The sequence below is a fragment of the Tritonibacter mobilis F1926 genome (assembly GCF_000376545.2).
GTDB classification, from domain to species: domain Bacteria; phylum Pseudomonadota; class Alphaproteobacteria; order Rhodobacterales; family Rhodobacteraceae; genus Epibacterium; species Epibacterium mobile.
The window spans coordinates 83,901-102,448 of record NZ_CP015231.1; the positions used below are offsets into that span (position 1 = coordinate 83,901).

An 18,548-nucleotide genomic window follows, 5' to 3' on the forward strand; every position below is an offset into this window, starting at 1 on the left:
ACTAGATATCCAATATTCTGATATCAAGGTGCGCGCAGTTTCCGATATTCTAGCTCCAAAATCAGGAGGCACGTATGCAGATCGGACTGATCGGAGAAGGAGCAATTGGGCGTTATGTCATGGAACAATTGCGGTTACGCGGGTTGCGGCCACAATTTATTTTGACAAGATCAGATCACACCCCAGACCATTCGGGTGATGCACCGACTTACGTTCGATCCGTTTCGGATTTGCCCTCAGAACTGACGCTTATGGTCGACTGTGCAGGTCATAGTGCTCTGGCACAGCACGGTGCATCAATCCTGGAGCGCGGAACAGACTTGGTCACACTCTCGCTAGGTGCGCTTGCAGATGAAGCGCTCGCATTCGAACTCGCCCGGGCAGCAGAGCGAGGATCTGCGCGCCTGCATCTTGCGAGTGGCGCAATTGGTGCTCTTGATTGCCTGCGCGCAGCCAAAGTCGGCGGTCTAGAAACAGTCACATATACAGGTCGTAAGCCCCCAAAGGGGTGGAAAGGATCTGCGGCTGAAAATGTTTTGGATCTCGATAGCTTGCAGGAAGCAGTCATGCACTTTCAAGGGAATGCCCGCGACGCGGCGGTGCGCTATCCAAAGAATGCAAATGTCGCGGCGGCTGTCGCGCTGGCCGGGCAGGGGTTTGATGAGACCCGCGTGGAACTCATTGCAGACCCCACGATCGCCTCGAACATTCACGAAGTGCATGCATCGGGTGCCTTCGGCAGTTTCCACTTTCGCATTGCAGGGCAGACATTGCCGGATAATCCGCGTAGTTCAGCACTTGCCGCAATGAGTGCTGTGGCAGCAATCGAGCGTGAGATTGATGCAATCACCACCTAGGGAGATCCAATGGCCACTCGCCATACTCGTATCGTTGAGCGTGCTCTGACACGTCTGAAGCTGCGGCAGCTAAGGCTTTTGGTTGCCGTGGGGCAGCATGGTAGCATTCAAAACGCGGCCCATGATCTGAATATTTCGCAACCCGCGGCAACAAAAATGATTCAGGATCTTGAGGTCGATTTTGAGGTGAAATTATTTGACCGGACCAACCGCGGCGTCGTGCCTACGGTTTTCGGCGAGTCCTTGACCCGACATGGAAAGCTCATCTTTGCTCAGGTCTCAAACGCAGCGCAGGAGCTTGATGATCTAAACGAGGGCAACAGTGGTCGGGTGGTTGTCGGCACGCTTCTGGCGGCGTCTCCGTCACTGCTGCCGATGGCGATTGAGTTGCTGCTGGAAGACCGCCCCAAGGTCGCAATCAAAATAGTCGAAGGCACCAATGAAGTGCTGATGCCAGGACTGCTCTCCGGCGAAATTGACATGGTTGTTGGCCGGTTGCCCAGCCAGCGGCACCGCGAAAATATCGTGCAAGAGAAATTCTTCGACGAGCGTGTGCTCGCAGTTGTGGGCACGCAGCACCCGCTTGCACAACGCAGCAATGTTTCATTTGAGCAGCTCAAGCCCTTTGGTTGGCTTTTACCTCCTGTTGAAACGACGTTGCGGCGACAAACAGATCAGTTCTTCGTCCGCCAAGATCAGTACACACCGCGCACTGCCATTGAATCAGTCTCTTATCTTGCCAATCGCTCCTTGTTGCGCAGTCATGACTTTGTCGGGTTGATGCCCGCCCATGTCGCGGCGCTCGACATTGATAGTGGCCTATTGGCTCCGGTCGACTGGGTTGTCCCATTTGGTGCCGGACCGGTGGGCGTTTCGTATCGAGGCAAGCAGAGCCTCTCGCCAGCAGGTAGCGCACTCTTAAAAGCGCTTCATGCCGCGTCGGGTGACATCAAGCATTCACAGCCTCGAACTTGATATCGGCGTTTGTGATACCTGTATTTGTTCAATTCGGTTGAGGTGATGCCGTTGGCGCAGGACAGTTGAACCATGGCAACTGCAAGCAACGAGGCCGAAATGAGCACCTATCCGGACCTGAAACTCTTTATCGGTGGCAAGTGGCGTGAAACGCCAGACACTCTGCCAGTTGTGAACCCAGCCACCGAAGCAGAGTTGGGGCGGCTACCGTGCGCGCGGATTTCGGATCTGGAAGAGGCTTTAACCGCAGCTCAAAAGGGGCTGGAAGTCTGGCGTAGGACGTCGCCTCGTGCGCGCTCCGAGCTGATTATGCATGCAGCCTCGATCATGAGAGATCGACAAGAGGAAATTGCACAAGCGATCACTGCTGAACATGGAAAACCGTTGGCGCAAGCGCGGCTCGAAGTTATTCGCGGTGCTGAGTTTTTCGAATGGGACGCCGGAGAAGCCATGCGAGTCTACGGACGGGTGATCCCTTCTGCTTCTGGCTCCAAAATCTCCGTTCACCATCACCCGATTGGTGTCGTAGCTGCCTTCTCGCCGTGGAATTTCCCGATGAGCCAGCCAGCACGTAAGATCGCAGGCGCGCTCGCTTCGGGGTGTTCTATCATCCTGAAAGCCGCTGAGGAAACGCCTGCGGGTGCGATCCATATTGTTCGGGCTTTTGAAGAGGCAGGGCTTCCCGATGGTGTGCTCAATCTGGTTTTTGGCAAGCCATCCGAGATCTCGGAGTTCCTGATCCCACAGCCAGCCATTCGACTTGTTGCCCTGACCGGATCAACCGTTGTAGGGCGGCAACTGACAGGGCTTGCTGCACAAAGCGATACGCGGGTGTTGATGGAACTTGGTGGCCATGCCCCAGTGATCGTCTGCGAAGACACCGACGTCCAAAAAGCCGCGATCAGCGGCGCAATTCGAAAAATGCGCAACGCCGGGCAGGTCTGCACCTCGCCCACGCGCTTTTTTGTGCATGAACGCATCTTTGACGAGTTTGCCCATGCCTTTACTGCACGGGCTGCGACAACTGTGGTCGGAAATGGTATGGATGATGGCGTGGAGATGGGACCAACGGCAAATGAGCGCCGTATCCCTGTTTTGTCAGAACTGGTTGAAGATGCCGTGTCTAAAGGCGCAGAGCTGCGCACCGGGGGGGCACGCCTTGGTGACAAGGGATACTTCTTTCAGCCAACTGTATTGGCAAATGTGCCAGACACAGCCCGCATCATGCAAGAAGAACCCTTTGGCCCGATTGCGATCCTCAATCCGGTTCGCGATCTTGATGACGCGATCACACGGGCAAACTCGGTTGACTACGGACTCGCGGGATACGGCTTCACCAATCGTGCAGACTATATCGATCGGATGATTGACCGGGTGGAAGTTGGCAACTTCTCCATCAACACGTTGGAGGCGTCTCTGCCAGAAACCCCATTTGGCGGTGTCAAAGCGAGCGGCTACGGACGTGAAGGCGGCACCGAAGGATTGGAGAGCTATCTGACAACGCGCAACGTCTGGTATAGCACAGAGATCGTCTGACCTTACACTTACAGTTGCCTGTGCCATTCAGAGCAGTTTGACTTCTCTCGCCACACTTGATACCCGGATAGAGAACCGTTGGGGTGCCTCATAGAGGCTGAGAGGCGCGAATGCGTTAACCCATCGAACCTGATCCGGGCAATTCCGGCGTAGGGAACGGTCTTCTGATATGCGGACTCTCTCTTTGCCGGTGCCCCAATAGTGTGGGAGCATTGCTATGGCGCATATCGCATTGACCATCGCAGGGTCTGACAGCGGAGGCGGCGCAGGCATTCAGGCTGATCTGAAGACAATGTCGGCCCTCGGTGTTTATGGTGCCAGTGTCATCACGGCAATCACCGCACAGAACACACGTGCAGTCACAGCGGTGCATTCTGTCCCGCTCGATATTATAGCGGCGCAGATTGATGCAGTCCTCGAAGATCTTGATGTGCGTGCGATCAAGATTGGAATGCTTGCGACCCCCGGTATTATCGAACGTGTCGCACAAGCCCTTGAAAATTATGGAGAGGCAATCGTTGTTGATCCGGTGATGATCGCAAAATCAGGCGATGCGCTGCTTGCACCAGAGGCGGTGGAAACTCTACGGGACCGGTTGCTTCCTCGCGCGTCGGTGTTGACGCCGAACCTGCCAGAGGCTGCCTGTTTGCTTGGCCAAGATACGGCAACGTCAGCCGATGAAATGATCACGCAAGGCATTGCGCTCTGTGATCTCGGGGCAAAGGCAGTACTGATGAAAGGCGGTCACGCCTCCGGAGATATCTGCGAAGATATCCTGATTTCCGGCGGGAGTGTTGTCGCCACATTCAGCGCCGCACGACAGCACACAAATAACACTCATGGCACCGGTTGCACGTTGTCATCGGGAATCGCTGCGGGACTAGCCAAAGGAATGGTGTTGCGCGAGGCCGTACAAGAGGCACATCGCTACCTCCAAAACGCCATCACCGCAGCAGATGAGTTGAACGTTGGACACGGTCATGGGCCTGTTCATCATTTTCACCCTTTCTGGTCAGCATGACACTCTATTCCGTCATAGGGGCAGGGGTTGCAGGGCTAGCTGTCGCGACCGAGCTGGCAGAGAGCGGCGCAAAAGTTCAAATCTTTGATCCATCTGGCCCTCCAGGCGCACATGGCTGTTCATGGTGGGCAGGAGGTATGCTCGCCCCGTGGTGCGAGTATGAAAACGCCGAGGAACCGGTGTTGCGGCTGGGTCAGGAAGCGATCCACTGGTGGAAGAGCAAAACCAATGTGACCGAACGCGGCACCCTTGTGGTCGCCGGGCGACGCGATCTGCCGGATCTGCGCCGCTTTGCACGCCGTACCGAGGGATACCGTCAGATCGGGCCGGAGTTGTCAGAACTGGAACCGGATCTCTGCGGTTACTCGCAAGGATTGTATTTCGCGAATGAGGCACATCTTAATCCACGTCGGGCGCTGATGGATCTTTATCACGCGTTGCGGGATAAGGGCATCATCTTCCACAAGGAAACCGCTCCAGATCAACTCGTCAACGCAATAGATTGCAGAGGCTTACAAGCACGTGAGGCACTGCGAGATCTGCGCGGCGTCAAGGGTGAGATGCTGGTGATCCGCTGTCCGGATGTGACGATAACGCGGCCAGTACGTTTACTGCATCCGCGCATACCGCTCTACATCGTGCCGCGCGGCGATGGTGTCTACATGCTTGGCGCGACGATGATTGAGAGCGAAGACAGCGGGCGCATTACGGCCCGCTCCATGCTGGAATTGCTGAGCGCAGCCTACGCGCTGAACCCAGCTTTTGGTGAGGCCGAAGTGCTTGAGGTCGGTGTCGATCTACGGCCCGCATTTCCTGACAACCTGCCACGCATCCGCCGTCTCGGCGGGCGGATCTATGCAAATGGGCTTTACCGGCATGGCTACCTGCTCGCACCTGCGCTTGCACGCGGCGTAGCTGATTTGGCGCTGAACAACATACATTCGGAGATGGTCGATGAAGATCGTAATTAACGGTGCCGAGTTGGACGTTGTCGCCACCACGCTGGCAGCGCTTCTCGAGGAACGTGGGTTTTCCGGGCGCGTGGCGACAGCGGTGAACGAGACGTTTGTTCCCGCCGCAATGCGCGCAACCCACATGTTGCAAAACGGCGACCGCATTGAGGTCGTCGCGCCAATGCAGGGAGGCTGATCATGAAAAGTTTCTACGGGACCCAATTGCCCAACCCGCTGATGCTGGGCACTGCACAGTACCCAAGCCCTGCGATCCTGGAGCAAGCCTTTCGCCAGAGTGGTGCAAGTGTGGCAACCGTTTCCTTGCGCCGTGAAGGGGCAGGGGGAGCAGGGGCCTCATTTTGGAAAATGATACAAGACCTCGGTGTTCTGATCCTTCCGAATACCGCTGGCTGCCATACGGTAAAAGAAGCCGTCACCACTGCTCATATGGCACGCGAAGTCTTTGATACTAAATGGATCAAGCTCGAGTTGATAGGTCATACCGACAGTTTGCAGCCCGATGTGTTTCAGCTGGTCGAAGCCGCGAAAATCCTGACTGAGGACGGCTTCGAAGTTTTTCCCTACACCACAGAGGACCTGATCGTAGGCGAGCGACTTCTGGCAGCAGGTTGCGAAGTCTTGATGCCTTGGGGAGCGCCGATTGGATCGGGCAGGGGGCTCAACAACCCCTATGCACTGCGCGCGATGCGGGCCGAATTTCCAGAGGTGCCATTGGTGGTCGATGCGGGCATTGGCCTGCCGAGCCACGCATCCCAAGCAATGGAACTGGGTTATGATGCGGTGCTTTTGAATACCGCTGTTGCACGGGCTGGTGATCCTGTGGCGATGGCGCGCGCGATGATGGCTGCGATCGAGGCTGGTTTATTGGCTCATCAAGCAGACCCAATTGAGGCGCGTGATATGGCCGAAGCCTCAACGCCAGTCATTGGAAAGGCTTTCCTATCATGACCTTGGATCGTTTCTATCCGATATTCGATCATGCCGACTGGCTGAGGCGCATGCTGCCCTTGGGGGTGAAACTGGTTCAATTGCGGATCAAAGACCAGTCCAGGGACGTTGTGAAAGAGCAAATCGAACAATCTCGCGATCTTTGCAGCAGATATGGAGCCGTTCTGGTCGTCAACGATTATTGGCAACTCGCGATAGAGCTCGGTTGCGATTGGCTTCATCTCGGCCAAGAAGATCTGGATGAGGCTGACCTCAAGGCGATCCGCGCGGCGGGCATCAAACTGGGTGTCTCGACCCATGACGAAGACGAACTCGACCGCGTGCTGTCAATAGATCCAGATTACGTGGCGCTTGGACCAGTCTATCCGACGATCCTCAAAAAGATGAAATGGCATCAACAAGGGCTGCCTCGGGTGAGCGAATGGAAAACCCGCATCGGGGACATCCCATTGGTGGGCATTGGTGGCATGTCGGTTGAACGCGCTGCGGGAGTGCTGGAGGCGGGAGCCGATATTGTCTCCGTGGTGACTGATATTACGCTAAACCCGGATCCCGAAACGCGGGTGCGTCAGTGGATCGAGGCCACAAGATGAGCCGCTACGCGCGTCAGATGATCCTTCCCGAGGTCGGGCATACAGGGCAAACTCGTCTTGCCGCAGCCCAAATCTTGGTGGTTGGAGCCGGTGGTCTGGCTGCACCGGTGTTGCCGCTCCTCGCTGGTGCAGGCGTTGGGCATATCACGCTGATTGATGGCGATGAGGTGGCCCTTTCCAACCTGCACCGCCAGACATTGTTTACCGAAGCAGACTGCGACCACATGAAGGTCGACGTGGCCGCAAAACGCTGCCGCGCACTCAACAGCGAGATCACCGTCGAAACCGTCGCGCAAAGGTTAACTCCGGCTAATGCGCCGGCTCTACTTGCGAATGTGGACCTGGTTCTGGACTGTGCGGACAGCTATGCAGTCAGCTACCTGCTGAGCGATCTCTGCTACGCAAAACACATTCCGCTCATGAGTGCCTCTGTTCTGGGACTGGGCGGATATGTCGGTGGGTTCTGCGGCGGTGCTCCTTCGTTGCGCGCAGTCTTTCCCGAGGCACCGGATAGTGGTGCAAGCTGTGAAACAGCAGGAGTCTTGGGCCCTGTTGTTGCGATGATCGGCGCACAGCAAGCGCAGATGGCGCTAAATGTGCTACTGGATCTGGACCCTTCGCCGCTGGGGCAGGTGGTGCAAGTCGATTGCCGATCTTTCCACTCCACCAGCTTTCGCTTTGATCACGCGCCCGAGCCTGAAACCGCATTTCCCTTTGTGGCAGCGTCGGATCTGCAAGATTGCGATCACATTATTGAACTGCGCAGCGATGCCGCGTTGCTTCATCCGACTGCGCGATATGCCAGTGCAGAGGCCCTCGAACAAGATTTGCCAGATCCGGCCAGCCGTCTGGTCCTGTGTTGTGCCACTGGCCTGCGAGCCTGGCGGGCCGCAGAAAAAATCCATGACATCTGGCCGGGCAAGATTGTGCTCGTCGCGGCCTCAGCATCCTAAAGACACGAAAGAAACGCACTATGAAAAACATCATCGCCGCATTGGCCATTGTGGCTGCAACCCCGGCCATGGCGCAGGATAAAATGACCCTGCTCTTGGACTGGTTCGTCAATCCCGACCACGGTCCAATCATTATCGCTGAGGAGAACGGCTATTTCGCGGATGAAGGCCTTGAGGTGGAGGTCGTCGCACCTGCTGATCCTTCGGCCCCTCCACGATTGGTCGCTGCAGGTCAGGCGGATCTGGCAGTGTCTTACCAGCCGCAACTGCATTTGCAGATCCATGAGGGCTTGCCACTGAAACGCGTGGGAACGTTGGTCGCAACCCCGCTGAACTGCCTTCTGGTATTAAACGATGGCCCCATTCAGGAGCTATCTGACCTCAAAGGCAAAAAAATCGGCTTTTCAGTTGCGGGAGTCGAAGAGGCCGTTTTGCAGGCCATGCTGGGCGAACATGGCGTGACTCCGAACGATATTGAGATGATCAACGTGAACTTCTCGCTATCGCCATCTCTCATGTCCGGACAAGTCGATGCAGTCATCGGTGCGTTTCGGAACTTTGAACTGAACCAGATGGAAATCGAAGGCGTTGAGGGCCGCTGTTTCTATGTCGAAGAAGAAGGCGTGCCGTCTTATGATGAACTGATTTATGTCGCCAATCCCGACCGTATGGATGCCGACAAGATCGCACGTTTCCTCGCAGCGACAGAAAAAGCGACCCAGTATATCGTCAATAATCCTGAGAAAAGCTGGGAGATCTTCGCGGCTACCTCCACTGAGCTCCAAGATGAGCTGAATGCCCGTGCTTGGGTCGATACGCTGCCACGTTTCGCATTGCGTCCGGCAGGATTTGACGCGGGGCGCTATGCACGGTTTGAGGCCTTTCTCAAAGACAGCGGTATGATCGACAGTCTGAACCCTGTTGAGGCCATTGCAATCGATGTGACAGCACAATGAGCACCTCATATGGCAAAGCTTTTGCACTGATGCGCGAAAGTGCTTCGCAGGCGTGGCGCGCCTATACCCGCCATGCCTTTGTAGAAGGCCTCAAAGATGGCTCTCTCTCGAGAGAGGCGTTTTTGCATTACTTGCGCCAGGATTACGTCTTTCTGATCCACTTCTCCCGCGCGTGGGCGCTCGCCGTGGTCAAGTCCGAAACCCACGGTGAAATGCGCGCCGCAGTGGCCACTGTGAACGCTTTGGTGGCAGAAGAGATGCAGCTTCACATCGGCATTTGTGAGGCTGCTGGCATATCACAGGAAGACCTGTTTGCGACGACTGAGCGTGCGGAAAACCTGGCCTATACACGCTTTGTGCTTGAGGCGGGCTACAGCGGTGACCTTTTGGACCTGCTCGCAGCACTTGCGCCCTGTGTAATGGGATATGGCGAAATTGGGTTAAGACTGTCGACTGAGGCCAGTTCGCAAACCTATGCAGACTGGATCGACACCTACGCGGGCGATGATTACCAGGAAGCCTGTAAAGCCGTTGGTATACTGCTGGACAATGCGTTGGAGCGCCGTTTGGGCAAAGACTTCACCACCTCCCCACGCTGGCCGCGACTGTGCAAAACCTTTAAAACCGCGACCGAGCTTGAAGTGGGCTTTTGGCAAATGGGCCTCACTCCGTGAAGCCTGCGCCCGGCATCATGGTGAAGGGATCGGCGTCGATTGACGAGGCGCCGCTCTTTCGACCGCTCTCATTGTCCCTTGAAGCTGGATGTTGGACTTGCCTGTTGGGCGGGTCAGGTGTCGGGAAGTCAACGATTTTGCGTCTGGTTTCGGGCTTGCCCACAGAGGCAGTGTTCGAGGGCGACGTTACTGCCAGTGACAACATCGCAGTTGCCTCTCGCGTGGCCTATATGGCCCAAGACGATCTGTTGCTGCCTTGGGCAACGCTAGAAGAGAACGTCCAACTGGGCGGACGTCTTCGTGCAGAACCAAGGTGTAAACAGAAATTGCAGGATATTTTGGCGTGCGTTGGTTTGTCCGATCACGCAGGCAAGCGCCCATCAGAACTGTCGGGCGGGCAACGCCAACGTGCCGCATTGGCCCGCACTTTGATGGAAGACAAACCAATCGTTCTGCTGGATGAACCGTTTTCAGCACTGGATGCCCAAACCCGCGCCTTGATGCAGGATCTGGCGGTCGATGTGTTGCGCGGCAGAACAGTTCTTATCGTGACACATGATCCAGCTGAGGCTGCGCGTTTGGGGCATGCGATTGTAGTGATGACCCCAGATGCCCTGATTGCATGCCCGACGCCAGAAGCGCAAGTGCCTCGGCCCGTGGATGATTTGGCGACATTGGAATGTCAGGCAGCGTTAATGCGACTTTTGCGGGGGCAGGCCGCGTGAAGTATTTTCCGGTCCTCGCGGCAACCCTATTTGCGTTACTCCTATGGCAGGCAGTGGTCAGCCTCACGGGTTTGCCCAAGTTCATTTTACCCGGTCCAATCATCGTAGCTGAGGCTTGGTGGGGCAATGTCGCGATCATTGCAGAGCATACATTGGTCACAGCCTCAGAAGTTTTGATCGGGCTTTTGATTGGGGTAATTCTGGGTGTGATTACCGCAGTTCAATTGGCTACATCTCGCATCGCCCGCGTATTGGTTCAGCCAATCTTAGTGTTTACGCAAGCACTGCCAGTTTTCGCCCTCGCACCGATCCTGACCCTTTGGTTCGGCTTCGGGCTTTGGTCTAAGATTGCTATGGCTGTTTTGATTATCTACTTTCCAGTGACGGCATCGTTTTTTGACGGATTGATGAGAACGCCCCAAGGCTATCTGGATTTGGCACGGACCATGCAGGCAAGCCCGTCGCGCATATTGTGGCACATCCGTATCCCAGCTGCATTGCCATCACTGGCGTCAGGCATTCGCCTTGCTGCGGTTTATGCTCCGATCGGAGCAGTTATTGGGGAATGGGTCGGCGCATCCCGCGGTCTGGGCTATTTGATGTTGCTGGCCAATGGCCGTGCGAAAACCGACTTAATGTTTGCCGCGATGCTGACGCTGGGCGTGTTTTCAGTCCTGTTGCATCTGGGCGTAAGAAGGCTCACTCGGGATCTGGGACGGCACGGTGTCTAGATGATGCCTTCGTGTACGTAGTATTAACATAACTACCATTATAGGACATTTGTGATTGTTGCGGTGCAACGCACCGCAATTGTCATATCTCTCGGCTCACAAACCCAAGCGACAGTAAAGACCTGCAGCCAGACGTGCCCGTTCAACAAGGCTGTCTATCTCAATGTGTTCCTGCAAGGTATGTAGACCCTTCCCCCTTACCCCAATGGAGTCGAGCGTAGGTAGCCCCATAAAGCCAGTAAAGTTCCCATCAGATCCTCCACCTGCAGATCCTGCAGGAAGGTCAAATCCGATTTCGCCAGCGATTTCGCGCGCGATGCTAAGCATTGCCATAGTGCCCGGTTGGTCCGGTTCCCACACGGGCCGTGTCACACCACGGCGGACCTCCATGACCACATCGCCCTCTGTCGTATTCAGCGCCATCATTTTCGCGATGCCCTCATCAAGGAGTTCCTGCGTTTTGGCCATCGTAAGCACTTCGGCGTCACAGACTGACGAGACGCAGTTTACCCATTGGCCTGCGTTGAACACACCGACCGAGTAGGAACAGTCAGCACTGGTCATCGCCTCGATGCGTGCAACACTGCGCGCCATCTCTGCTATGGCAGAGCGTCCCTCCGACAGCGCCCAGCCTGCATGACTGGGACGACCACGGGTCTGGAGATTGAAACGTGCGATTGCGTAGCGGCCGATGACAGCGCCCCCATCAGGACGTGCGGGTTCAGGCACAAGAATATACTGGTGGCGCGCGGCCTCCATTTCAATCAGCCGACGCGCCATAGGCGTTCCGATTTCCTCGTCTGGAGTGAACAAGAACGTCACCGGTAACGGTGTCTCGATCCCGGCAGCCAGGATCTGGCGCATGGCTTCCAGATAGACGTAATTGCCACCTTTCATGTCCATGATACCGGGGCCGTAGCAGAGATTGCCTTCACGTTTAAACGGCAGGGACGCAAGTGTGCCAACCGGATGCACCGTATCAAGGTGTCCCAGAACAAGGATACCACCCTCGCCAGCACGCGGATGCGGCATGGTGGCTCGAACGCTATCCCCCAGCCCCATACGCCCGGGGATACGTTCAACACGCGCGCCAAGCGCAGCAAGGTCATACTGTGCGACGTCCATCATTCGGTTAACGGCGCTTGCGTCAAAAGTTGGGCTTTCGGTCTCAACCCAAAGCCGCAGCCCCTCGAGCATTTCATTCGCATCAAATGGCAGTGCGATTGGAGTATTCGTCATGCTCAGTTCCTTTTCAGGCGCGTCTCGATAATGCGCGCGTAGACAGACGCACCCACCGGCAGGATTGCATCATCCAATACAAATCCAGGGTTATGCAGCGGCACAGTGCCCGCGTGACCGACGCGACAATAGGCGCCGGGCACGACCTGTAGCATGTCGGCGAAATCCTCGGACCCGGTCGCCTGTTCTTCGGTGATCACTGCCATATCAGCGCCCACCACATCGGCGGCAGCTTCAATGTAGGCTTGCGACAGTTCGGGATCATTCTGCAGCACGTCAAAGACGTTACGCAAGTCCAGCTCGATCTTGACACCATAAGCCGCAGCCATACCTTCGCATAACTCGCGCATACGTGCTTCGGCCATCTCAATCACATCGGCATGGAAATAGCGGATAGTTCCCGCCACGCTCGCGCTGTCTGGAACCACGTTGTAAGCGGAGCCGGAGTTGAATTTGGTCACCGACAGGACAAGCGGTTTTGTCGGTGGTGTATTGCGGCTGACCACGCTTTGAAGTTGTTGAACCAATGCGGTGCCAATCACAATCGGATCTTTGGATTGATGCGGCATGGCGGCGTGACTGCCTGTCCCGGTGATCTTGATGTCAAAGAAGCTAGCCCCCGCCATTGCCGGTCCGGGCGTGATCTCTACCCGCCCCGGCTGACCATTGGGGCTATTGTGCATGCCGTAGATTTCATCGACGGGAAACCGCTCGAACAACCCCTCTTCAATCATACGGCGCGCGCCACCAAGACCCTCTTCGGCGGGTTGAAAGATCAAAACTGCGGTGCCGTCAAAATCGCGGGTCGCTGCCAGATAACGTGCCGCGCCGAGCAGCATCGTGGTGTGACCATCATGCCCACACGCATGCATTTTTCCCGGGTTGGTCGAGGCATAATCTACGCCCGAGGCTTCTAAGATGGGCAGTGCATCCATATCGGCACGCAGTCCAATACGACGGTTGCCACCCCCCTGCCCTCGGATCACCGCGACAATGCCGGTGCCGCCGAGACCCTCGTGCACCTCATCAACACCATAGGCTCGCAGCTGCTCAGCGACGATACCAGCGGTGCGGGTTTCCTCAAACCCCAGCTCGGGATGAGCGTGGAGGTCCTGGCGGATTGCGGTCAGGTCAGACGCGAAGGCGTCGATCTTGGGAAGTACGCTCATGCGTGATCTCCTGTCTGATGGGTTACCCCTTCCAGGGCGCGAAAGTTTGCAAAATCCCAGTTGCGACCGGGGGCGGCCTCAATCAGGCTTTGCGTGTATTCATGGGCAGGATTGGCGAGTACCGCCGCCGCTGGCCCTTGCTCCACAACATGGCCGCGCTGCATGACGATCACGTCGTCGCAGATCTGGGCAGCCACGCGCAAATCATGTGTAATGAACAACATCCCGATGCCAAAGCGAGCCTGAACGTCGTCCAATAATTCGAGCACCTGCGCCTGTACGCTGACATCGAGTGCCGAGACGGCCTCGTCCGCAACAAGCAAATTTGGACGCATCGCCACAGCACGGGCGATAGCAATGCGTTGCCGTTGGCCGCCGGAAAATTGGTGTGGATATCGATCTAGCGCGTTCCGTGGCAAATCCACGAGTTCCATCAGATCCCCTGCATGCGCCATCGCTTCGTCCTTTGATGTGCCGAAGTTGATTGGCCCTTCACAGAGCGAACGTGCCACAGTCCAGCGCGGGTTGAGAGAGCGATACGGATCCTGAAACACGATCTGAAAATGCTTGCGATGCGGCTGCAACTGACGTCGGCTGAGATCAGCGACCTCAGTATTTGCAACACGGACGGAACCATTGGTCGGGTCGATCAGACGCATGATACAGCGTGCAACCGTGGACTTACCCGACCCGCTTTCACCCACGATTCCAAGGGTTTGCCCCGGTGCAATTGCAAAGTTTACGTTCTGCGCAGCTTGAACCTCATCCCGTTTGCGCAAGAACCCACCGCCACCATAGGTCTTTTTCAGATCACTGACGGTCAAAACCGGCGCCTCACTGACGGGAGGCCGCGCTGGACGGGGGGCAAGATTGGGCACCGCCCGCAGCAGTTTGCGGGTGTAGTCTTCTTGCGGTGCGGTCAGCAATTGCTGGATGGGTGCGCGCTCCACGATCTGGCCTTTTTGCATGACGCAAACCGTATCGGCGATCTCGGCAACCACTCCCATGTCATGCGTAATAAACAGCACCGCAGTCCCGTGCCGTTCCTGCATTTCTGCGATTAGCTTCAGGATTTGCTGCTGCGTTGTCACATCCAGCGCCGTTGTCGGCTCGTCCGCGATCAGAAGGTCTGGATCAAGAACAAGCGCCATTGCGATCATGATCCGCTGCCGCTGCCCACCCGAAAGCTGGTGTGGAAAAGCCGAATAGATCCGGTTTACGTCTGGCAGGTGGACTTGCTCCATGATGTCGAGCGTCCGCGCCTTGGCCTCCGCTCCAGAGAGATCGGTGTGCATGTTCAGCACTTCCTCGATCTGCTCGCCCACGCGCAAGACCGGATTGAGCGCAGTCATAGGTTCCTGAAAGATCATCGCCACGCGTTTTGCGCGCAAATCACGCATCTGGGAGGCACTCGCAGCAGTGATCTCCACTTCCTTTAGGTCAATGCGCCCGCCGGTGATTTCCAGTGCGTTTTTGGGCAGCAATCCCATTGTTGCAAGCGATGTTACCGACTTACCTGAGCCGCTTTCCCCCACCAGACAGAGGGTTTCGCCTGCGCGAATGTCTATGTCGACCCCGCGCAGAACGGGCTCGGCACGCAGGTTTGCACCAAGGCTTACAGTGAGGTTGCGGATCGTGAGCACCTGCTCCGCGTTTGTGAAGTCCTTTGATTTGAACTGCATCTTATGCCTCCCGCTTTTTCAGACGTGGATCGAGAAGATCGCGAGCGGTATCACCCAAAAGGTTGATGGACAGGATACAGAGCGACAACATCACTCCGGGCCAAAAGATCAGTCCCGGTTTGATCTGAAAGAACGTCCGCCCCTCGGCCATGATGTTGCCCCAGGTCGGGATTTCAGTGGAAACGCCAGCACCCAGAAAGCTGAGGATGGCCTCGATCAAAATGGCAGAGGCACAGATATAGGTGCCCTGTACAATGAGCGGTGCCAGCGTATTTGGCATCAGGTGCTGGATCAGAATTTTCGGCATTGACGACCCAAGCGCGATGGCCGCCTCAACATAGGGTTCCTCTCGCGCGCTCAGCACCACCGAACGAACCAGTCGCACCACGCGAGGCACTTCGGGAATGGTGATTGCGAGGATCACGGAATGCAGGCTCGGCCCATTCAACGCAACCAGCGCAATGGCCAGCAGGATTGCAGGGATCGCCATCAGGCTGTCCATGATGCGCATGATAATGCTGTCGGCGGTTCGGAAAAACCCAGCCACCAGACCAATCGCCAGCCCGATCGTCACGCTGACGATTGCGGCACCGATCCCGATCAAGAGCGACACACGCCCGCCGGTCATCACACGACTGAAGATATCGCGACCATATTGGTCGGTCCCTAGAATATGGGTGTCCGAAGGTGGTTTGAGGCGCGCCAGCGCATCCATCGACAGCGGATCATAAGGCACATAGAGCGGTGCCAGCAGTGCTGCCAGCACGATGATCACTAACATAAGCGCCGCGAAGATCGGACCGATTCCGATGCGGGCACCGGCAGGCAGCGACAAAAGGCGGATCAGCGGTTGGAAGGCACTCTGACTGGAAGAAGAATGATCGATCATGTCAGTAACGGATCCTCGGGTCAAAAATGGAGTAAGAGATATCCACCAAGAGGTTCACCAGTACGTAGATACCTGCTGTCAGCAGGATCATCGCCTGAATAACTGGGTAATCTCGTGCAAGGATCGCATCCACAGTCAGTCGGCCGATACCGGGAATATTGAATACGCTCTCCGTCACAACCACGCCGGAAATCAGCAGGGCAAATCCAGTGCCGATGATGGTCAGGATCGGCACGGCCGCGTTGCGCAACGCATGGCGAAACAGAACCGTGTTTTCACGCACGCCCTTGGCGCGGGCGGTGCGGATATAGTCCTCCCCCAACACCTCAAGCATCGATGCGCGGGTCATGCGTGCAATCAAGGCGACATAGATCGTAGCCAATGTGAGCGAAGGCAAGATCGCCCGGATGAAGAAGTTCCAGATCCCATCCGATGGCGCGGCGTATCCCTGCACAGGCACCCAGCGGAGTTCAATTGCAAAGATCTGGATGAGCACATACCCGATGACAAACACAGGCACGGAAAATCCCAGAACAGAGAACGACATCACGGCAAAATCTACCCACGTGCGATGACGCCATGCTGCGATGACCCCCATGGGCACAGCCAACAACACGGAAATGATGATCGTCATCACTGCAATATTGATGGTGGGGCCCAGGCGGCTGGCAATCATGTCAGAGACAGACGTATTGGAAATCAGCGACGTCCCGAGATCCCCCTGTAGCATTTGCCCAGTCCAAGTGAAGAACTGAACATAGAGCGGATCATTGAGACCCAGGTTGTCACGAATACGCTCAAGCTGTGCTGGCGTTGCGGCATCCCCCGCAAGGATCGCCGCCGGATCGCCGGGCGTCAGCCGGAGCAACAAGAAGACAAAGACAGCCACAATGATCATGACCGGCACCGTCGCAAGGACGCGCTTCAGGATATAGCTGAGCATGAACAGCTACCTTTTGATTGGGTTCTGAAAAGGCGGGGCGCGGGCCTAAGCCGCACGCCCCGGAGTGGGGAGAGGTATCAGTCGCCCTTGGTCATATTCCAGAACACCGGCACAGGCGATGGAATGATATTTTGGATCGCGTTCTGTCGCGCTTGCGGCATGATGTATTCACCAAGATGGATGTAGTTGACGTTGTCCATCACGTGTTCTTGGATTTTCACTGCGATTTCTTTGCGTTCCGCATCAGACGCTGCGGCGACGAAATCTGAGCGTAGAGCCTCGATTGCGTCATCCGAGGGCCAGCCAAACCATGCGTCATCACCACGGCCATTGACCATCACATTGATCAGCGGGTCCGAAATCTCAGGCACCATCCAATTGGTGAAGAAGATGTTCCAGCCGCCCTCAGCCGGCGGTGATTGCTGGGCACGGCGGTTGACAACGGTTTGCCAGTCCATTGGCTGCATATCGACGTTAAAGCCCGCCTGACGCAATGCCTGCGCAGCAACCACGGGCTGATTAACCAATGCAACCACATCGGTCGGTGCCATCAAAACGATTGGCGTGCCGTCATACCCTGCCTCCTCAAGAAGAGCCTTAGCTTTGTCGGGATGCGCCCCGGAGGTAATTGGTTCTGAACCGGCTTCATCACCCAATGGCGTGTCACAGCCAAAGATCGCACCGCAAACTTTATAATACTCTGGGTCTCCCATCATGGTTGCCAGAACATCTTCTTGGTTCAGAGCTTCGAGCGCGGCCTGACGGACCTTTTTGTTGTCAAATGGTGGGTGCAGGAAATTTGGACGCCCGATCGTCACATAGCCAAGTGGATCTCGGGTCTCGACGGTCACGTCTGGAGCGCTTTGCAAGATCGGCAACAGGTCTACCTGGACTTGCTCCAGATAGTCGATTTCGCCCGCAGCCAATGCATTGATGGCTGTCAGAGAGTCCGGCATCGTGGTCCAGACAACCTTGTCAACGTTGACCACTTTGCCGCCGGCCATCCAGCTGGCGGGCTCATCGCGCGGAACGTAATCGTCGTATTTGGTGTAAGTCACGGAGACACCCGGCTCATAGAGGTCCGTCTCGAACACAAAGGGACCAGAGCCGATATATTCAGTGATGGTTTCATCCGCAGATGTCTCCGCCACCCGCTTTGGCATGATGAAGGGGGGAACCGCAGACTGTTTGGAGATTACATTCATCAGCGGTGGGAACGGTTCAGACAGCGTCCAAACCACGGTCTTGTCATCGGTGGCCTCGAGGCTCGCGGTGACGTCGAATATCATCTGGCCGCCACTGTCGCGTTTGCCCCAGCGCGTGAGGGAGGCCACAACATCCGCGCCGGTAACTGGTGCTCCGTCGTGGAATTTTAGCCCATCGCGCAATGTAAAGGTGTAGGTTAGGCCATCATCCGAGACTGCAAATTCTGCCATTTGTGGCTGCGGCTGGAAGTTCTCATCTACCGCAGTCAACACGTCATAAACCATGTAGCCATGGTTGCGGGTGATATGGGCGGTGGTAATCACCGGATCGAGCACGCGAAGACCGGAGTGCATCACCGCAGTAATGACCTTTTCTTCCTCTGCCTGCGCCGCTAGGGGCGTGAGCATGGTTGCACCAGCCATAAGCGTTGCAGCGAGGCTGCCACGCAAGGCTGAGAGGGGACGAAGTGTTTTCATC

The 18,548-nt window shown here is 56.4% G+C and carries 19 protein-coding genes and 1 riboswitch; of the genes, 13 read left to right on the forward strand and 6 right to left on the reverse strand.

What is annotated here, in order from left to right; all coding sequences use genetic code 11:
- Positions 1 to 74 precede the first annotated feature (74 nt).
- From K529_RS15840 to K529_RS15900, 13 genes are all read left to right on the forward strand, one after another.
- Complete coding sequence (locus K529_RS15840; RefSeq protein ID WP_005605934.1) at positions 75 to 857, forward strand: aspartate dehydrogenase; 783 nt, start codon at positions 75 to 77, stop codon at positions 855 to 857.
- Positions 858 to 866: 9 nt separating this feature from the next.
- Positions 867 to 1,832 (forward strand): LysR substrate-binding domain-containing protein, encoded by a 966-nt coding sequence (locus K529_RS15845; RefSeq protein ID WP_005605931.1) that lies wholly within the window; start codon positions 867 to 869, stop codon positions 1,830 to 1,832.
- A 72-nt stretch (positions 1,833 to 1,904) separates the two neighbouring features.
- Positions 1,905 to 3,368: an NAD-dependent succinate-semialdehyde dehydrogenase gene (locus K529_RS15850; RefSeq protein WP_005605928.1), complete on the forward strand. Its 1,464-nt coding sequence runs from the start codon at positions 1,905 to 1,907 to the stop codon at positions 3,366 to 3,368.
- Between the two features lie 69 nt (positions 3,369 to 3,437).
- A riboswitch (TPP riboswitch) is annotated at positions 3,438 to 3,541 on the forward strand.
- Positions 3,542 to 3,585: 44 nt separating this feature from the next.
- Positions 3,586 to 4,389, forward strand: coding sequence for a bifunctional hydroxymethylpyrimidine kinase/phosphomethylpyrimidine kinase (thiD, locus tag K529_RS15855; protein WP_005605926.1), 804 nt, complete (start codon positions 3,586 to 3,588; stop codon positions 4,387 to 4,389).
- On the forward strand, positions 4,386 to 5,360 hold the full coding sequence (locus tag K529_RS15860; protein ID WP_040641183.1) for an FAD-dependent oxidoreductase: 975 nt from the start codon (positions 4,386 to 4,388) through the stop codon (positions 5,358 to 5,360). Before thiD ends, K529_RS15860 begins: the two co-directional genes overlap by 4 nt.
- Positions 5,344 to 5,538 carry a sulfur carrier protein ThiS gene (thiS, locus tag K529_RS15865; RefSeq protein WP_005605921.1) on the forward strand — a complete coding sequence of 65 codons (195 nt, stop codon included), beginning with the start codon at positions 5,344 to 5,346 and terminating at the stop codon, positions 5,536 to 5,538. The genes K529_RS15860 and thiS overlap by 17 nt, the downstream gene beginning before the upstream one ends.
- Positions 5,539 to 5,540: 2 nt before the next feature.
- On the forward strand, positions 5,541 to 6,311 hold the full coding sequence (locus K529_RS15870; RefSeq protein ID WP_005605918.1) for a thiazole synthase: 771 nt from the start codon (positions 5,541 to 5,543) through the stop codon (positions 6,309 to 6,311).
- Positions 6,308 to 6,904, forward strand: a complete 597-nt coding sequence (locus K529_RS15875) for a thiamine phosphate synthase (RefSeq protein WP_005605915.1) — start codon at positions 6,308 to 6,310, stop codon at positions 6,902 to 6,904. The genes K529_RS15870 and K529_RS15875 overlap by 4 nt, the downstream gene beginning before the upstream one ends.
- The gene (locus K529_RS15880; protein ID WP_005605914.1) at positions 6,901 to 7,857 is read left to right on the forward strand and encodes a HesA/MoeB/ThiF family protein; all 957 of its coding nucleotides are present in this window, start codon (positions 6,901 to 6,903) and stop codon (positions 7,855 to 7,857) included. Before K529_RS15875 ends, K529_RS15880 begins: the two co-directional genes overlap by 4 nt.
- Before the next feature lie 20 nt (positions 7,858 to 7,877).
- Positions 7,878 to 8,813, forward strand: coding sequence for an ABC transporter substrate-binding protein (locus K529_RS15885; RefSeq protein WP_005605912.1), 936 nt, complete (start codon positions 7,878 to 7,880; stop codon positions 8,811 to 8,813).
- On the forward strand, positions 8,810 to 9,487 hold the full coding sequence (tenA, locus tag K529_RS15890; protein ID WP_005605909.1) for a thiaminase II: 678 nt from the start codon (positions 8,810 to 8,812) through the stop codon (positions 9,485 to 9,487). Before K529_RS15885 ends, tenA begins: the two co-directional genes overlap by 4 nt.
- A complete protein-coding gene (locus K529_RS15895; protein ID WP_005605907.1) occupies positions 9,484 to 10,212 on the forward strand; it encodes an ABC transporter ATP-binding protein in 729 nt (242 codons plus the stop codon). Before tenA ends, K529_RS15895 begins: the two co-directional genes overlap by 4 nt.
- Positions 10,167 to 10,943 (forward strand): ABC transporter permease, encoded by a 777-nt coding sequence (locus tag K529_RS15900; protein WP_046002688.1) that lies wholly within the window; start codon positions 10,167 to 10,169, stop codon positions 10,941 to 10,943. The genes K529_RS15895 and K529_RS15900 overlap by 46 nt, the downstream gene beginning before the upstream one ends.
- A gap of 96 nt (positions 10,944 to 11,039) precedes the next feature.
- Here K529_RS15900 and K529_RS15905 read toward each other — a convergent pair whose 3' ends face one another.
- The 6 genes from K529_RS15905 to K529_RS15930 form a co-directional block, all read right to left on the reverse strand.
- The gene (locus K529_RS15905; protein WP_005605903.1) at positions 11,040 to 12,182 is read right to left on the reverse strand and encodes a M20/M25/M40 family metallo-hydrolase; all 1,143 of its coding nucleotides are present in this window, start codon (positions 12,180 to 12,182) and stop codon (positions 11,040 to 11,042) included.
- Between the two features lie 2 nt (positions 12,183 to 12,184).
- Entirely contained in the window at positions 12,185 to 13,351 is a 1,167-nt protein-coding gene (locus K529_RS15910; RefSeq protein WP_005605901.1) for a M20 aminoacylase family protein, read from the reverse strand.
- A complete protein-coding gene (locus K529_RS15915; RefSeq protein ID WP_005605899.1) occupies positions 13,348 to 15,033 on the reverse strand; it encodes an ABC transporter ATP-binding protein in 1,686 nt (561 codons plus the stop codon). The genes K529_RS15910 and K529_RS15915 overlap by 4 nt, the downstream gene beginning before the upstream one ends.
- Before the next feature lies 1 nt (position 15,034).
- A complete protein-coding gene (locus tag K529_RS15920; RefSeq protein ID WP_005605897.1) occupies positions 15,035 to 15,922 on the reverse strand; it encodes an ABC transporter permease in 888 nt (295 codons plus the stop codon).
- 1 nt (position 15,923) lies between these two features.
- Positions 15,924 to 16,865 (reverse strand): ABC transporter permease, encoded by a 942-nt coding sequence (locus K529_RS15925; RefSeq protein WP_005605895.1) that lies wholly within the window; start codon positions 16,863 to 16,865, stop codon positions 15,924 to 15,926.
- A gap of 77 nt (positions 16,866 to 16,942) precedes the next feature.
- The gene (locus K529_RS15930; protein ID WP_005605893.1) at positions 16,943 to 18,547 is read right to left on the reverse strand and encodes an ABC transporter substrate-binding protein; all 1,605 of its coding nucleotides are present in this window, start codon (positions 18,545 to 18,547) and stop codon (positions 16,943 to 16,945) included.
- Position 18,548 lies beyond the last annotated feature (1 nt).

Excerpts from the sequence above, each read along its gene's own strand:
- K529_RS15930 (WP_005605893.1), bottom strand. The coding sequence starts at position 18,547 with ATGAAAACACTTCGTCCCCTCTCAGCCTTGCGTGGCAGCCTCGCTGCA.
- K529_RS15920 (WP_005605897.1), bottom strand. The coding sequence starts at position 15,922 with ATGATCGATCATTCTTCTTCCAGTCAGAGTGCCTTCCAACCGCTGATC.
- K529_RS15925 (WP_005605895.1), bottom strand. The coding sequence starts at position 16,865 with ATGCTCAGCTATATCCTGAAGCGCGTCCTTGCGACGGTGCCGGTCATG.
- K529_RS15880 (WP_005605914.1), top strand. The coding sequence starts at position 6,901 with ATGAGCCGCTACGCGCGTCAGATGATCCTTCCCGAGGTCGGGCATACA.
- K529_RS15860 (WP_040641183.1), top strand. The coding sequence starts at position 4,386 with ATGACACTCTATTCCGTCATAGGGGCAGGGGTTGCAGGGCTAGCTGTC.
- K529_RS15885 (WP_005605912.1), top strand. The coding sequence starts at position 7,878 with ATGAAAAACATCATCGCCGCATTGGCCATTGTGGCTGCAACCCCGGCC.
- tenA (WP_005605909.1), top strand. The coding sequence starts at position 8,810 with ATGAGCACCTCATATGGCAAAGCTTTTGCACTGATGCGCGAAAGTGCT.
- K529_RS15915 (WP_005605899.1), bottom strand. The coding sequence starts at position 15,033 with ATGCAGTTCAAATCAAAGGACTTCACAAACGCGGAGCAGGTGCTCACG.
- K529_RS15840 (WP_005605934.1), top strand. The coding sequence starts at position 75 with ATGCAGATCGGACTGATCGGAGAAGGAGCAATTGGGCGTTATGTCATG.
- K529_RS15910 (WP_005605901.1), bottom strand. The coding sequence starts at position 13,351 with ATGAGCGTACTTCCCAAGATCGACGCCTTCGCGTCTGACCTGACCGCA.
- thiD (WP_005605926.1), top strand. The coding sequence starts at position 3,586 with ATGGCGCATATCGCATTGACCATCGCAGGGTCTGACAGCGGAGGCGGC.
- thiS (WP_005605921.1), top strand. The coding sequence starts at position 5,344 with ATGAAGATCGTAATTAACGGTGCCGAGTTGGACGTTGTCGCCACCACG.
- K529_RS15905 (WP_005605903.1), bottom strand. The coding sequence starts at position 12,182 with ATGACGAATACTCCAATCGCACTGCCATTTGATGCGAATGAAATGCTC.
- K529_RS15870 (WP_005605918.1), top strand. The coding sequence starts at position 5,541 with ATGAAAAGTTTCTACGGGACCCAATTGCCCAACCCGCTGATGCTGGGC.
- K529_RS15875 (WP_005605915.1), top strand. The coding sequence starts at position 6,308 with ATGACCTTGGATCGTTTCTATCCGATATTCGATCATGCCGACTGGCTG.
- K529_RS15850 (WP_005605928.1), top strand. The coding sequence starts at position 1,905 with ATGGCAACTGCAAGCAACGAGGCCGAAATGAGCACCTATCCGGACCTG.
- K529_RS15900 (WP_046002688.1), top strand. The coding sequence starts at position 10,167 with ATGTCAGGCAGCGTTAATGCGACTTTTGCGGGGGCAGGCCGCGTGAAG.
- K529_RS15845 (WP_005605931.1), top strand. The coding sequence starts at position 867 with ATGGCCACTCGCCATACTCGTATCGTTGAGCGTGCTCTGACACGTCTG.